This window comes from Vibrio sp. B183 (assembly GCF_000740665.1).
In the GTDB taxonomy this organism is placed as follows: Bacteria; Pseudomonadota; Gammaproteobacteria; order Enterobacterales; family Vibrionaceae; genus Vibrio; species Vibrio coralliilyticus.
The window spans coordinates 122,912-137,618 of sequence record NZ_JPQB01000012.1 but is presented as its reverse complement, the minus strand read 5'-3'; the positions used below and the strand labels follow the sequence as shown (position 1 = coordinate 137,618).

Below are 14,707 nucleotides of genomic sequence, written 5' to 3'. Positions count from 1 at the left end.
CCTATGGACGCAGAATAACCGTGTAAGGTTGTCTTATTGTAGGGTCTGAGCGAATCAAAACACCATCTTCAGTTCGGATACTGTTAAGTGTGTCTAGGTCACGGCCAATTCTATCCGCAGGTAAGAAACCTTGAGCAGTGGCAACAACCACACGTGACTGCATACCGACGACACGAGCGTTAACTAGAACACCGCCTTCTTGACGTAGCATGGTCCCTGTCAGGACATATTGGATATCTTGCTCCTGAGATAAATCTTTCCAGTCACGACTGAAGGCGAAGTCTCCTTGCTGCGTCACTTGGATAGATCCCGTCGTTTTGTAATCAACCACTTTAAAGCCACGGCGTTGGAATTGGTGAATGAACCCTTCTGATACCGAATTACCCAACCAGTTCGTCGCGTCCATATTTTGTAGATCAACAAAAGAGGTGACGGCAATTGGTGTCCGCGCAGACACACTTGTGTTCGAGATCATCAGATCTTCAGTCATACTCTCAATAAAGAAGTCAAGAGTATGACGCGGACTCTCCATCAGCATAAACTGGGAGCCTGGGTACGGTTCTTTACCGTTGTATATTGGGGCATAGGCACAAGCGGTGAGAAACACCACTGGCACTAGCGTTAGCCATCTTTTCATTCTCTAATCTCCGATACATATTAGGCACTGATTGGTTCCATTTCCTATCTCTCATAAAAAGTGGAACAGTCTTTGCTTTTCTAAATCTGCAACCATTCAGAACGGCAATGCCTAAATCAGCTAAGATAGAATAAGCAAAAAATGAACCAACTTGGAAGATGAATATGAAAAAATCGCTTCTTGTCCTGATTTCAACCATTTACGCCTCGCTGTACGCGAGTATAGCGTCTGCCGGATGGTATGAAGTGACCGGAACCGCCACTGTCGTTTCCTCTGAAGAAGTCGCTCGTATTCATGCATTGGAAGATGCTATTTATAAAGCCGTCAGCTTTTCTGGCGCCGATATCGGCAGCATTTCCAACTTGAGGCCGCTACTCGAAAGTGAGCGTAAAGAGTACCAATTCAGCAATACCGAAGTTCGCTATATCTTGGTCGATGAGCAGAAAGTCCGCAGTGGCGTCATGTTTGTCAAAGCGCGTATTGATATCTACCCATCGGCAACGGGTTGCCATGTCAGCCAATACAAGAAAACGTTTTTGGTCGGCAATATCGATGTAGAGTCACCTCAACAAGCAGTAATGGGCCAGATTTATAGTGTGGGGGACGATTTTGCTACGGTAATTAATCGCCAACTTGACCAGCAATCAGCCAACTTTGTCTCTGTTGGCACCACGGACTATGAAATCAGCCAACGTTACCCGGAACGCCTCAAAATGATCGCGCAAGACACCGGCGCTCAATATATCATTGGTGGCGTCATCACAGACTTAACCGCCACTATTGAACAGAAGCTGTTAAGAGATGACATCATCAACCGTCAGTTTGCACTAGAGATGACCGTGTTTGATGGAAAAACAGGCAATGAAGTTTATAACCGCAATTATCGTGAAGTTGCGCGTTGGCCATTCCCCAAAACCAGCCAAGTGGATACGAAAAGTGCCCGCTTCTGGGCGTCAACATACGGTGACATGATGCTGCGCGTCAGCCGCAACATCATGTTAGATCTGGAGTCAGAAGTGTCATGTAAGATCACACTCCCAGAGATCATTTCAAAGTGGAACAATGTCCTTACCATGGATTTAGGCCGTATCCACGGCGTTCAGCAAGGCGATAAACTCAAACTTTGGCACACAGGTTCCTTTATCGATCAACGTGGTTTGCCTCGTAATAAGGTGACAGAGTCAGATATTACTCTCACCGTGTCTCGAGTGTATGAAAACGAAGCGGAGCTTACCGTTGATCAACCTGAGCTTGCAGGTAGCATTCAAATTGGCGATGTTATGCACAAGATGCTTTAAATCAGTGAGTTAAGGTTTAACATCCTGTTTTAATTCAGTATGATGAACCCAAGCTCCCGTTGCACAGCTGGATAGCGCGATCCCCTCCTAAGGGATAGGTCACAGGTTCGAATCCTGTCGGGAGCGCCACATCATATACAAGCCAGATCCAACGCAAGTAGGTCTGGCTTTTTTGTATCTATAATTCTATCTCTCGCCTGTCTATTCCATCCATTACAACAACTTCTCTGTAAAGCAATAAAAAACCTCTTCCCAATCAGGGAAGAGGTCCAACAAGAAGAGTGTTGAAACAAGGATAATTAACATTGGTTCCATACCGAGGTGTTCATTAGGCGGATTCCAATAATGCCACCTGGCTAAAGTGGCAAGTTCGAACAATCGTCAGAGCACATAACCCATACCTAAAACCAGTTTAGCCACGAGAAATGAGTGCTTAGATCTCAATCTAAGCATTGTCCTACAAGAAGTGCTCACTGACACTTGAGCTTCTCGATGGAAAAAAGTGTAATATATGCATCAATTTGTTGTCAAATGTGAAACTTTTTTCAACAAAAAATAATCTCATACTGTGTAACAGTTCATAAAAAACGACTCGGAGAAGCATATTGAAAGATGTCACCACTATTGGCGGGCGGTTAAAAGAAATTCTTTTTGTTAAAGGCGTTTCTGCAGCTGAGCTATCTAGGAAAGTGGGTATTGAAAGAGGCTACATGAGCAAGCTTCTTAATAACAAAATTAAAAACCCACATAAGAACATGACCCAAATAGCGAAGACACTTAATGTATCCTACGAATGGCTGATGACCGGTGTTGAACGCACTGGTACCTACGAACGTGATTATGATGTCGAAGGAATTGTTAACTCAAAGCTTCAAAAGATTGGTTTTTTTGAAACTGGTATGCCAATATCCAAGTTTCACAAACTCATTTACAATGATGAATCTATAAATATAGTCAGCACTAAGAAACTTGGTGCTGGAAATTATTTATTTCAGAGCGGTGAAGATATTATAGAGCTGTTTAGAGTTGATAATTTCATCAACTTAGCTTGGTATCCTCATGAACCTGAAAAAGACTATATTCCAATTGGCAAGGTTATAACAAAAATAAGTAAGGAACATATCAATGACAAGAAGCTTAAACTTGTTGAAGGTTGAAAATGGCTTAATATATTACACAAACGAAGATAATGACTATGTTTTAAGCTCACCAGCTAGAGGGCTTATCAACAAAGGGCTGGTTGTATTTTTCAAAAAAGAGCATCGAGATTTGATCCACGCGATGGATCCTATTACTAAATTTGATATTAAATGGTATGGGTTCCTTACCGCGCTTTATCTCGCCTCTCTCTTAGTTGCGATTCCTATGTCGCCGTATAGTGTTGAAATATTCGGCACCTGGCAGCCTGCTGGTATTTTAATATTCCCATTAACCTTCCTAGTCCTCGATACGATCAACGCAACACTCAGATACGAGTATGCTAAATCGACAACCTATTTTGGCGCAGGAATGTGTGCACTCGCCTCTGGATTAATCGCGGTTACCTTTTTTACCTTTGATATTAAATCTCCTTATAAAGAGGTATTCGAGCCACTTATATATTTGTACCTGATTAATAGCCTATGTATTCTTGCTGCTGACCAAGCTAACAACTTTATTTTCAGAAAACTCAGTATGAAGTTGCATAAAGCGCCAATTTGGGCACGTTCTATTATTTCAAGTACTATTGGCCAAGCATTATATACTGTTATTTGGATCGGATTATTCTTTAATTCATCAACATCATTAACACTATTACAAAAGATTGCTGATAATTATTTATTTAAAGTCGGCTATGCTGTGGCACTAATTCCTGTACTTTATGCTTTAGTGTTTACTTACAACATTCTAAAAGCAAAGAAACAAAATGACTCTTCTGAGTTAGATGAAAACTCTAACTATGCTTAATTAGCCTTCTTCAAAACCAAAAAGCTCGGACTGTTGTCCGAGCTTTTTATTGTTCATGACTTACCTATGCTATCTGATCTAGTCGTCACGGCTGAAGCAAGCCAATATCCTAGAAATACTCACCTCGATAGATTGCTGACTGCGTACCCTTTCATCGATAAAATTCTCTAGATCAGCAGAAAACGCTGGCGGGACCGGCAGAGAGTAACTTTTCTCCGAGGTATACACTTTATATGCTCCTGACATGAAGAACTGTTTGAACTCTTCCCCACTAAAAGAATACTCAAACTCTTTGGGCATCATTGAAATCACATTAAAGCCTCTCGACTCAAACATTTCACGGTATTCACTCTCATGCTCTAAGTGCATACAGACCATGCGGAAGTCCTGCCCAAGTTGAGGGTAAAAGTCGCGAAAAAACTCACTCATTAGGTTTGAGACCTGTGGACACCAGTCTTGTTTATAAGGAGTCTGAAGCACAAAAATACCATCTGATTTCAGGGCCGTTCTAATTGCCGATAGCGCAGCATCATAGTCTTGATACCACTGAAAAGAAGAATTCGATGTGATGACATCAAACCCTTCTTCAGAGGCATAATCAACAATGTCTGCTTGCACAAAATCAATCGGGCTATCAGGGTACAGGCGCAGTGCTTGTTCGAGCATTTCCGATGACACATCTATCGCCACCATGGTTTGGGGTGATGAGTGATCGTGTATCAAGTGAGCGACTTTCCCAGAACCACATCCGACATCAAGCAAACGCCCAACCTTAGTGGGCAAAAGCCGAATCAGCTCTTTCGCAGCATCAAACTGTACGATTCCATTGCGATGGTATTCTTTGTTGTAATTCATAACGCATTCATCTCTATTTCAGGCGCAAGATGATAATTCAAAATCCCTTACGTAACTGTAAGATACACGTCAAATACAGCGCTTATTACCTATCACTTACACAATAAAATAGGTGAGAACATAGAGCCTCAATAAAAGTGCTCCAAACACTCAGCGTCTGGTGAATCTCAACTACCAAAGCTCGGGATGATTGAACACTTCGACACAAGCAGGCTTGCCTAAAACTGTGTCAAATGCAGCACCATTGAGTGAGTTTGCGAGCCAGCCTTGCGGCTGAGTGAGTGGGTACGGCGATGCAATGATAGATGTCTCCACCTGTTGAAAACCGACTTTAGAATAAAAGTTTGGATCACCATAAGTCATTACCAATTCGACGCCTTTCTCTTTAAGCTCTTTCAAGGCGTAACCTATTAATGCCTGACCAATGCCCTTGCCCTGATACTGGGTAGCAATCGCAACCGGAGACAATAAATACGCACTCGCCTTAGAGTCAAAGTTCATTGTTGACAGCAAGATACACCCAACAATGCGGCTTTCTTCTGTAGCGACATAGACCTCAACCTTGGAGGCTTCGGTATTTTTCATCAAGTCAAACGCTAGATTCGATACAAGCAGCCCCTCACTTTCCCCCTCAGAATCGCTGAAAGTGTTTAAAAATAGTTGCTTGATCTCTTCAGCCTGACTCGGGTGATACAACGAATAATGCATAGATCTTTTTCCTTCTTCTCTTTCAAGATGAACGCATCATAAAGTGTGAAGCTTTAGACAGGTCAAGAATTACTCACGAACTTTTTCCCGCGTGGGATTAATTATTCTCAACCCGACACGCACTAAAAATATCAAGTTTGCTCTGATACTCTTGTGTCGCTACGTCCATCATCCCAAGCAGCGAATGAAAGACATTGTCGTGAGAGTAGATACCCGTTTGTTGAGCCTCTTGCTGAAGGCAACGCGTATTAATGTGTTTCACTTGCTTGAAACCTGGCGACATCCACAACAAGAAAGGCACTCGTTTTTGAAAGTTTGGAGCAAGACTATAAGGCAAGCCATGTAAGTAGATACCCTCTTCACCCAGCGACTCTCCGTGGTCGGAAACATAAATGAGTGCCGTGTTGAACTGTTCCTGTAGTGCTTTCAGTTTGTCTATCGCCTGACTCACGACGTAATCGGTATAAAGGATGCTGTTGTCGTAGGAGTTGATGATTTGCTCCGGTGTACAGTTTTCGATGTCGGAGCGTTCACAATCAGGAAAATACATCGCTCTATCTTTCGGATATCGTTGGAAGTACGTCGGGCCATGACTGCCAATCAAATGCATTACCATCAATCGGTTACCTTTAAGGGAATCGACATGTTGTTCGAAATTCTCAAGCAACGCCATGTCATAGCACGTACTTCCATTGCATTGCGGATCGGCCGGGGCATGCGCAATCTCTTGCTTAGCAACATTTTTGGCTACCTGCTTATCACCCCCATCATTGTCACGCCAAAGCACATCAACTCCCGCCCGCTTTAGAATGTCTAAGACGTTATCCTGATTATCAGCGAGTTGGCGATCAAAATGAGATCGATCCATATTAGAAAACATACAGGGGACCGATACTGCGGTCGCGGTGCCGCATGAACTCACATCTTGGAATGAAATCACGCCCATATCCCGAGTGTATGAATTGGTTTCCCGGTTATAACCGTTCAATTGGTAGTTTTGTGCTCGCGCTGTCTCGCCGACCATAAATACCACTAATGTTGGTTTCGACTCGGCGGCTTCTAAAGCCTCGGCAGATTGTTGTGCGTCCAGACCCAACTGGTGGTATTTCACAGGAGTGGCAAAGTAATGCCTTTTAATATAACGAGAGAGGCTGGAAACAAACTCGGTCGGAATCAATGCTCGATTCAACGTATGATGATTACGACCAACGGAAACATAATTCTGATAGTACAACCCAACAACAGCCGTCACTACAAGGATAGAGATCACCATCGAAAGCAACTTGCTTTGGATCAAACCCAGTGGGTGAGGCGTTTTAAATCTAATTTTAACGACGGCCAGTGCTGGAATCACTCCCATCGCCACGACCCACCCAATAGAGTATACGCTGAGATAAGACAGTACTTCACTTTGATTGGTCTCAAACAGGTTAGTCATCATCGACAGATCGAATAACACCCCATAATTGTATCCGGCATAACTGACAATACTTGAGCAAATCAGCAGTACAATGAAGAAAGGCTTAGTCAGATACGGCCAACTAAAGAAACTAAACAGAAAGTTCAGAGATGCCCACAGAAACAGTGGAATGGACAGCAAGAAGCCAAGATTTACGGTATCTGTGTGGCTGTATATCGTGTGCAACTCTTTGTAAAACGGCAAATTAACGACAATGGCAAAGTACAGTGCAAGTAAGGCGGTAAAAATGGCATAGCTGATGCCTTTCGACCTATCAGTATTCAATCCGTTCATAGCATTACATCATTTGTGTTAACCGGACAGGGAGCAACGCGTCGCTGCGCTACTCGCACAGGACTTGTATTGCTTGGCGTCATACTCTTGTGGTGCCTTAAAAAGCAATCACTCAAGGTCATACACGGTATAACCTTTGTTGGCTAAGCACTTACGTAAGACCAAAGACTGAGTTTTCGTCGAGTCATTAGCGCCACCCAAAGCCCCAGCACCCGCGCCGACAGCGCCACCAGCCGCAGCACCAACAACCGCGCCTCCGACACCATCCTGAATAACGCCAGCCACGGCTCCAATGACCGCGCCTGATACTGCACCGTTTGTCGCTTCGGTTTTCGCCGCTTCTCCTTTGTCGACTTGCTCAGCGTACCCTTGGCAATACGTAAAATCGGCATCGTATTGCTGCTGATCGACACCAGCCATATCCACTACAGGTTTTTGGTTGTAAGCACATGCTGCCAAGCCGGCAGACAGCGCTATCACAGAAAATGTTCTCAACATTTCAAATACTCCCTCATAAATCTGAGAACAAATGTACAGTGTTTTATTATCGATTTCTGTCGTACTTGAGTAATGGAATGTCAGCCTATGTCATGCGCATATCAATGAAACGAGAAGGGACTACTCGAGCTAGTTCGTGAGAGAAAAATCGGGGCTTCAACAATTGCTGACATTCAACTAAAATAGTTATTAATAAAATTATTCATAAGAATTTAATGAAGAAAAGTAACTTGACCACCAACACTGGTCATCGCTTTATATCTAAAGCCAAAACCGCTTTCAAAATCCACATCCATACACCTGATGACACGGTGCTGCACCGTTCTGTGGGTTATGTTCGGATCGGCGAGAAGAAAGGGCTGCAGAAGGCAATTAAACTTCGTAACGAGCTTGGAAGTGAAATGTGGGGGAAATTTTGGCGTAAGTTGCTCAAAGACCCTTACTTAATGACCCGTTTGCCTCACTCTGTAGAACCTAAGATCATCTTTAAACCACGCCCAACCAAAACCAATCCTGACGCGAAAGATGAATGCTATATTGCTGCTTGGCGAACTTACGACAAAAGCGGCAAGCTAATCTATCAAAGCGTCGTATGTTCAATCAAAAAGCACGGTAGATTGGCTGCATACACCAAAACTAAGAAAGCGTTACTGGAAGCCAATAAAGACAACCTAGAAATTCTCGAATTTATGGGAAGACTAAACAGTATTGACCTCAAATAAAAACACCCCGAATTTTCATTCGAGGCGTTGTCATTAATCAGAACATCAATTAGTTATTGAGCTTCATACTCAAACGCTGGCACCATTATTTCTACACGGCGATTTTGTTCACGCCCTTGCTGTGTTTCATTAGAAGCGATTGGGTTATTTTCCCCTTCACCACGAGCACTGATTCGAGAAGCATCAATTCCCTGCTCTTCTAGCGCATCAGCCACTGATTGAGCACGTCGCTCGGACAGTTTCTGGTTGTATGACGCAGCACCACTAGAGTCAGTATAACCAACAACTTCAACCGTAGATTGCGGGAATTCCGTCATAAACGCGACCAATTCAGCTAGCATCGCTTTGCTTTCTGGTTTCAACTCTGCGCTATTTAAAGCGAAGCTGCTAGAGTCAACAACTTTGGTCTCGAACGTTTTAACGATAGGTTCAACAACCACTTCTTCTTCAACTACTTCCTCAACCATTAACTCTTCTTGTACAGGTTGTGCTGTAGGCTCATCACTGCCACCAAACTTAGCAATAAAACCCAGCGTTAAAGCGTTGCCTTTAAAGCGATGTGTATCAATGTTGATGTCAGTTAAACGCTGATACTCAAGTTGGAAATCGATGGTAGGCATAAAGGCATAGGTGACACCTAAAGCACCAAGAAGAGAGCTATCATCTTTGTTTCCGTATTCCACATAGGCACCACCAACTTTAGCAAACGCATCAAACTTTTGTGAAAGCGGCATGGTGAATCGCGGTGCAAGAGAGTAAGAACTCAAACCTGCATCTGTGTAACCATAACCAGTGGTTTCCCCCAGTGTATCAAGGCCCAGCTCAAGACTAATCATGTCATTGAACTCGTAACCTGCAAATGAACCTAGCGCCCAAGAGTTATCATCACAAGGGCCAGTCGAGCATGAATCATTGAGCCAAGATGCACCCGCTTTAGCACCAAGATAAAACTGGGCATTTGCAGATGTGGAAGCAAGAAGAAGTGTGGTGGAAATTACCGCTGCTAATTTTTTCATTGTTTTTTCCTTATATACCGACAACGCACGCGCGTCATAACTGACAACCCACACGATAACATTCATCTAGTTACAGTATGGCAACATTAACAGTACACCCTGACCCATAGAATGTACAAATCGGTTTATGGATTAATTTCACCTTTTGCATACTAGCAAGTAACTTTCTCATAAATATGACAAAGCCCTGTCAAAACAGGGCTTTGGTTCAAGAATGATTGATTCAGTCCAAACTATGGCTGAACTTCATATTCAAACTCGTTCACGGTAACTTCTGCACGGCGGTTCTCAATGCGTCCGTCACGTGTTTCGTTGGTCGCGATTGGATTGCTCTCGCCTGCGCCTTCAACATGAATACGTGATTGGTTCACACCGTATTCTGCAATCACATCGGCTACTGACTGAGCGCGCTGCTCAGATAACTTCTGGTTGTATGCTGCCGGGCCGCTGGTATCTGTGTAACCAACAACATCAACGGTTGCCTGTGGGTATTCGCCCATGAAAGAAGCCACTTCTTTAAGAGCCATCTCACTTTCAGGTGTTAGCTCCGCGCTATCAAATTTGAAGCTCACTGAGTAAACCACTTCTGACTCAAACGTTTGGAATACAGGCTTAACAACAACTGTCTCTTCGACAGTTTCCTCTACCAGCATTTCTTCTTGTGCCGGTGCTTCAGCTTGCTCATCGCTTCCGCCAAACTTAGTGGTAAAGCCCAGAGTAACGGCGTTACCAGAAATACCATGCGTATCAATATCAATGTCAGTCAGACGTTGGTATTCAACTTGGATATCAATGTTTGGCAACACGCTGTAGCTCAAGCCGACACCACCAACAAAAGAGCTGTCACTCTTGTTTCCATACTCAACGTAAGCGCCACCAGCTTTGGCAAATGCATCAATGTTTTCTGTTAAAGGCAGGCTAAAACGCGGCGCCAATGAGTACGAGACTAAACCTGCATCTTTATAACCCGAGCTCGTCGTTTCACCTAGCGTATCTAGGCCAGCTTCGAGCGCCAGGTAATCGTTAAATTCGTAACCAACAAATGAGCCAAGTGCCCAAGAGTTATCATCGCACTCGCCCGTTGTACATAAATCATCTACCCAACTCGCCCCTGCTTTTGCACCTAGATAAAACTGCGCATTCGCTGACGCTGATGCAAGAAGGAGTGTGCCAGAAACTACCGCTGCTAATTTTTTCATTTTTCATACCTTATTAATACGCGCTAGATTTGCGACGCTATAGACAATCCGTACAAAAACAAATACATAGAGAGTTACCGTACAGATGTGCGGACACTACACCTTAACGAGATAAATAACAAATAACTTTGTGAGTTTTTATTTAATTTCATCTAATTAGATAATTTTGCGTCGTCCCGGCGCATTGTGAATAAGAAACTGGAACCATAATCACAGGCCGATTAAGGTGTTATCTAAGGTTTAAATTGTCTCATTAAAGTTGAGACACAAAAAAACCGCAGCCTGAAGCTGCGGTTTATATGCCGTATATTTGAGTTTTTATGCGTTAGCTTCACGCTCTTCAATAAACGCAATCGCCATCTTGATACGAGCGATGACGCGCTCTTTACCTACAAGCTCCATGACAGCATCAACAGAAGGAGACTGACCGCCACCTGTAACTGCAACACGCAGTGGCATACCAATTTTACCCATGCCGATTTCTAGCTCTTCACAAACGGCTGCAATCACACCATCTTTGATGTTTGCTGTTGTCCACTCTTCTAGCGCTTCAACTTTTGCTAAAGCCAATTCTAGCGGGCCTTTAGCAACACCACGCAGGTGCTTCTTAGCGGCGCCAGCTTCAAACTCAGAGAAATCTTCGTAGAAGTAGCGGATTTGCTCTGCAAGCTCTACTAGAGTGTTACAACGCTCGCCCACAAGCTTGATCACTTCGGTGATTGCAGGGCCGTTTCCAATGTTTAGATTCTGGTTGTCTAGGTGCCATTGTAGGTGCTCAGCCACGTACTCAGGAGCCGAAGTTTTGATGTAGTGGTTATTCAACCAAAGTAGCTTTTCAGTGTTAAACGCTGACGCTGACTTAGAGATAGCATCTAGAGAGAATAGGTTGATCATCTCTTCTTGAGAGAAGATCTCTTGATCACCATGAGACCAGCCAAGACGCACTAGGTAATTGTTTAGTGCATTTGGTAGATAACCTTCATCGCGGTATTGCATCACTGATACTGCGCCGTGACGCTTAGACAGTTTCGCGCCGTCATCACCTAAGATCATTGCACAGTGAGCAAATGTTGGTACGGGTGCACCTAGCGCTTCGTAAATGTTGATTTGACGAGGCGTGTTGTTGATGTGATCTTCACCGCGAACAACGTGAGTGATACCCATATCCCAATCATCGACAACAACAACGAAGTTGTAAGTTGGGGCGCCATCAGTACGGCGGATGATTAGATCATCTAGCTGTTCGTTAGCGATCTCAATACGGCCACGGATTTGGTCTTCAAAGACTACGCTGCCTTCTTTCGGGTTACGGAAACGGATAACAAACGCATCACCTTCTTTCGCTGCTGCGTTTGCTGCAACGACTTTCGGATGATTCGCATCGTAACGAGGCATCTCTTTTGCTGCTTCTTGCTCGGCACGGATTTCGTCTAGCAGCTCTTTAGACGCGTAACATTTGTAGGCTTTGTCTTCTGCTAGTAGCTTATCAACCATTTCGTTGTAACGGTCAAAACGCTTTGACTGGAAGTAAGGGCCTTCATTCCACTCAAGACCCATCCACTTCATTCCTTCAAGGATCGCATCGACTGCTTCCTGAGAGTTACGCTCTAAATCCGTATCTTCGATACGTAGAACGAATTCACCGCCTTGGTTTTTAGCAAAAAGCCAAGAGTAAAGTGCAGTACGTGCACCACCAACGTGAAGGTAGCCTGTTGGGCTAGGAGCAAAACGAGTTTTAACCGTCATGTAAAATACCTTGATTGTCTAAATGACTGCACCATTCAATAGAGGCCATGAATGGTGCCAAAATTGCGCGTATTTTAGCACTGATGTACAAATCTACAATCCGTCTTGAGCAGAATTCATCATTCATTAAGGTGTTTTACTGCCCATGAGATAAACTCTTGGCGCTGTTGCGGTGTCATCTTAAGAAACTCGCGTTGTAAATCTGCACTCGCCGTCGTTTTTACCTCTGAAGTCGAGGCTGAGTCGATGGTAGACGCAGCGACCGCTTGCGTATTGTGATTATCGCTACCATGAGCTTGAGACGAGAGCGATGCTATAGCGTCAGTTTGATTGTATTCTTCTATCGCAGCTTCATAGTTTTTGAACGAAGAGAAACCTTTCACCTGAATCAAATCCACTTGGTAATCAACAGGGCTACCATTTTTATCAACCAGTGAGAAATCCAAAGTTTGGCGGAACTTCTTCGCCTGATCTATTTGACGAAATACCGGGTAGCTTAAAGTGAGTGGTTCTTGAGAGGATTCAAAGCGCATCACGACTGAAGGAAATACCAGCTTATTACGACGGCCATCTTCAACCACAATCTGGTCTAACCCAAACAGCAACTGATTCTCGCCTTCTTTTAGATTGATAACTTGTCGACTTTGGAAATCGCTTGCTGACATCTCTTTGCCATTAAGTGCTAACGGTTCAATCTCATCAATAATTTTGAGTTCATTCGCGCTGACAGGCAAAGCGACAGCCCCCAGTAAGATTGCAGGCAACCAATTTTTCATACTTTTCTCACACTAAAATTTTTAGAACCACGAAAGGCGGCAAACCGCCGCCTTATCATAAAATGAGGCTAATTTAGAACCAGTATTCAATACCGACAGACGCTTCATCAAAGCTGTCAGACTTCCAACGACCTTGGTAGCCTTCCCCTGTTTTACCCGTATTTTCCAGATCATTGATAGCGTAACGCGCGTAAACCACCGCATTGGTATCAACCGCATACATTAGTTGCATAGAGGTTACGTTATCTTTAGTCCCCTCAATGTCTTGACCATCGACTTCTAGGCCGAGGTTTTCCGCTCGAGCAATCTTAGCTTGCCACTTATCACCTTCACCAAAGTTGTAAGTCAATCCAACAGAGTAAGAGTTTTCAGTCTCGTCACTGCCCAACGTATCTTGCGCTTCAGCAATACGGTAGTAAGCGAAATAACCAATGCCATTGTTGAAACCACCTTGAGCGCCCATTAGGTAGGTTTGGTTGTCCCAGTACTTCTCATTATCACCTTGCATGGTGTCGTAGTTCATTTCATAAGCGAGATCTAACTGAACCCAACCCCAGTCACCATCAAATTTCTGGTGTGCGGCCATACCATGCCAATAGTTGCTCCCAGCTTCAGTACTCGTTGTCGATCCAGCACGGTCTGCACCAGCACCCACGGCGATATCCATGGTGAAGCCAGTCCACAGCTCTTTGGTATCCCAACGAATGGTGTCAGACTGGCGATCGTTAAAGTTATTACCACCAATGTTTCCGCCCCAGTCCCAGACGTTGCCCATTCCAGGGTTAGTCGCTGGCCAGTCAATCAGTTCATACATAGGAGTTAACACGCGGCCCAGCCTGATCTGACCGATCGAGTCATGTTCAAAACCGACAAAAGTATCACGTCGACCTAGGTAGCCATTGCCCCCATCTTCGCCAGCAAAAGACTCATCGACGTAACCCGACTCGATTTGCCACAAAAAGGTCCAATCCTCTAAGCTGTCAAACTTGGCAGTACCACGCCAACCTAAACGGGATTCGTTGTTGAACTGAACACCATCATTTGCTGGTGAGTTGTCGTAGTCACGGTTGGCCACCTGCATCGCAATCAAACCGTAAATGCCTTGTTCATACTTTGCTTCTAAATTTGTATCCGCTACTGCTGCACCTGAAAATGCCAGAATCGCACTGGAAACTGCCGCACCAACAAGTGTCTTTTTATAATTAGACATACGTTAACCCCTAGTCATTATGTTTTTCGCCGCTCCCTTCAGGCACTTTTAAGTTCATGTTTTGAAGGGAACTATTTATGGACAGGGATATGTTGGCAAACTTTTTTTTTGCCAAAAAATTGCAAGGATCAATATCTGATTAGCGTCAAAGTCTAAAAAGAAAAAAAACAATAAATCCATTAAAATCAGAACATTGAAATCAAAGGCAAAGAAATAAAAACGTCAAAACTGAACTATTAATCTTTTTAACAACCTTGCTCTCACTATATTTGCCTATCGGATCACGCCCAATTTTGAGTGATTTACCTCAATTGATATATTCCCTATAAAAAATTTGAAATG

General features: G+C 43.8%; 14 protein-coding genes and 1 tRNA gene. 5 read left to right on the top strand and 10 right to left on the bottom strand.

Going from position 1 to position 14,707, the window contains the following annotated elements:
• Position 1: 1 nt before the first annotated feature.
• On the bottom strand, positions 2 to 637 hold the full coding sequence (locus IX95_RS13575; RefSeq protein ID WP_019274762.1) for a FlgO family outer membrane protein: 636 nt from the start codon (positions 635 to 637) through the stop codon (positions 2 to 4).
• Positions 638 to 801: 164 nt separating this feature from the next.
• Here IX95_RS13575 and IX95_RS13570 point away from each other — a divergent pair, with 164 nt between their 5' ends.
• The 4 genes from IX95_RS13570 to IX95_RS13555 all read left to right on the top strand — a co-directional run bounded on the left by IX95_RS13570 (position 802) and on the right by IX95_RS13555 (position 3,882).
• Positions 802 to 1,935 carry a flagellar assembly protein FlgT gene (locus tag IX95_RS13570; RefSeq protein WP_029236009.1) on the top strand — a complete coding sequence of 378 codons (1,134 nt, stop codon included), beginning with the start codon at positions 802 to 804 and terminating at the stop codon, positions 1,933 to 1,935.
• 52 nt (positions 1,936 to 1,987) lie between these two features.
• Positions 1,988 to 2,064: transfer RNA gene (locus IX95_RS13565), tRNA-Arg, on the top strand.
• Between the two features lie 476 nt (positions 2,065 to 2,540).
• Positions 2,541 to 3,092: a helix-turn-helix domain-containing protein gene (locus IX95_RS13560; protein WP_021457051.1), complete on the top strand. Its 552-nt coding sequence runs from the start codon at positions 2,541 to 2,543 to the stop codon at positions 3,090 to 3,092.
• Positions 3,061 to 3,882 carry a VUT family protein gene (locus IX95_RS13555; RefSeq protein WP_038160924.1) on the top strand — a complete coding sequence of 274 codons (822 nt, stop codon included), beginning with the start codon at positions 3,061 to 3,063 and terminating at the stop codon, positions 3,880 to 3,882. The genes IX95_RS13560 and IX95_RS13555 overlap by 32 nt, the downstream gene beginning before the upstream one ends.
• A 78-nt stretch (positions 3,883 to 3,960) precedes the next feature.
• Here IX95_RS13555 and IX95_RS13550 read toward each other — a convergent pair whose 3' ends face one another.
• The 4 genes from IX95_RS13550 to IX95_RS13535 form a co-directional block, all read right to left on the bottom strand.
• On the bottom strand, positions 3,961 to 4,737 hold the full coding sequence (locus IX95_RS13550; protein ID WP_038160921.1) for a class I SAM-dependent methyltransferase: 777 nt from the start codon (positions 4,735 to 4,737) through the stop codon (positions 3,961 to 3,963).
• A 171-nt stretch (positions 4,738 to 4,908) separates the two neighbouring features.
• The gene (locus IX95_RS13545; protein WP_038160918.1) at positions 4,909 to 5,445 is read right to left on the bottom strand and encodes a GNAT family N-acetyltransferase; all 537 of its coding nucleotides are present in this window, start codon (positions 5,443 to 5,445) and stop codon (positions 4,909 to 4,911) included.
• Between the two features lie 97 nt (positions 5,446 to 5,542).
• Positions 5,543 to 7,198 carry a phosphoethanolamine transferase gene (locus tag IX95_RS13540; protein WP_038160913.1) on the bottom strand — a complete coding sequence of 552 codons (1,656 nt, stop codon included), beginning with the start codon at positions 7,196 to 7,198 and terminating at the stop codon, positions 5,543 to 5,545.
• A gap of 108 nt (positions 7,199 to 7,306) precedes the next feature.
• Positions 7,307 to 7,696 carry a glycine zipper family protein gene (locus IX95_RS13535; protein ID WP_021457046.1) on the bottom strand — a complete coding sequence of 130 codons (390 nt, stop codon included), beginning with the start codon at positions 7,694 to 7,696 and terminating at the stop codon, positions 7,307 to 7,309.
• Between the two features lie 215 nt (positions 7,697 to 7,911).
• Here IX95_RS13535 and IX95_RS13530 point away from each other — a divergent pair, with 215 nt between their 5' ends.
• Positions 7,912 to 8,418, top strand: coding sequence for a hypothetical protein (locus tag IX95_RS13530; protein WP_006957402.1), 507 nt, complete (start codon positions 7,912 to 7,914; stop codon positions 8,416 to 8,418).
• Between the two features lie 53 nt (positions 8,419 to 8,471).
• Here the strand turns inward: IX95_RS13530 and IX95_RS13525 are convergent, their stop codons facing one another.
• The 5 genes from IX95_RS13525 to IX95_RS13505 all read right to left on the bottom strand — a co-directional run bounded on the left by IX95_RS13525 (position 8,472) and on the right by IX95_RS13505 (position 14,365).
• On the bottom strand, positions 8,472 to 9,434 hold the full coding sequence (locus tag IX95_RS13525) for an OmpA family protein (RefSeq protein ID WP_019274753.1): 963 nt from the start codon (positions 9,432 to 9,434) through the stop codon (positions 8,472 to 8,474).
• 233 nt (positions 9,435 to 9,667) lie between these two features.
• Positions 9,668 to 10,633: an OmpA family protein gene (locus IX95_RS13520; RefSeq protein WP_038160908.1), complete on the bottom strand. Its 966-nt coding sequence runs from the start codon at positions 10,631 to 10,633 to the stop codon at positions 9,668 to 9,670.
• A 318-nt stretch (positions 10,634 to 10,951) separates the two neighbouring features.
• On the bottom strand, positions 10,952 to 12,379 hold the full coding sequence (gltX, locus tag IX95_RS13515) for a glutamate--tRNA ligase (protein WP_038160903.1): 1,428 nt from the start codon (positions 12,377 to 12,379) through the stop codon (positions 10,952 to 10,954).
• Between the two features lie 119 nt (positions 12,380 to 12,498).
• Positions 12,499 to 13,155 carry a YccT family protein gene (locus tag IX95_RS13510; RefSeq protein WP_038160900.1) on the bottom strand — a complete coding sequence of 219 codons (657 nt, stop codon included), beginning with the start codon at positions 13,153 to 13,155 and terminating at the stop codon, positions 12,499 to 12,501.
• Between the two features lie 73 nt (positions 13,156 to 13,228).
• The gene (locus IX95_RS13505; RefSeq protein WP_038160896.1) at positions 13,229 to 14,365 is read right to left on the bottom strand and encodes a porin; all 1,137 of its coding nucleotides are present in this window, start codon (positions 14,363 to 14,365) and stop codon (positions 13,229 to 13,231) included.
• Positions 14,366 to 14,707: the final 342 nt, after the last annotated feature.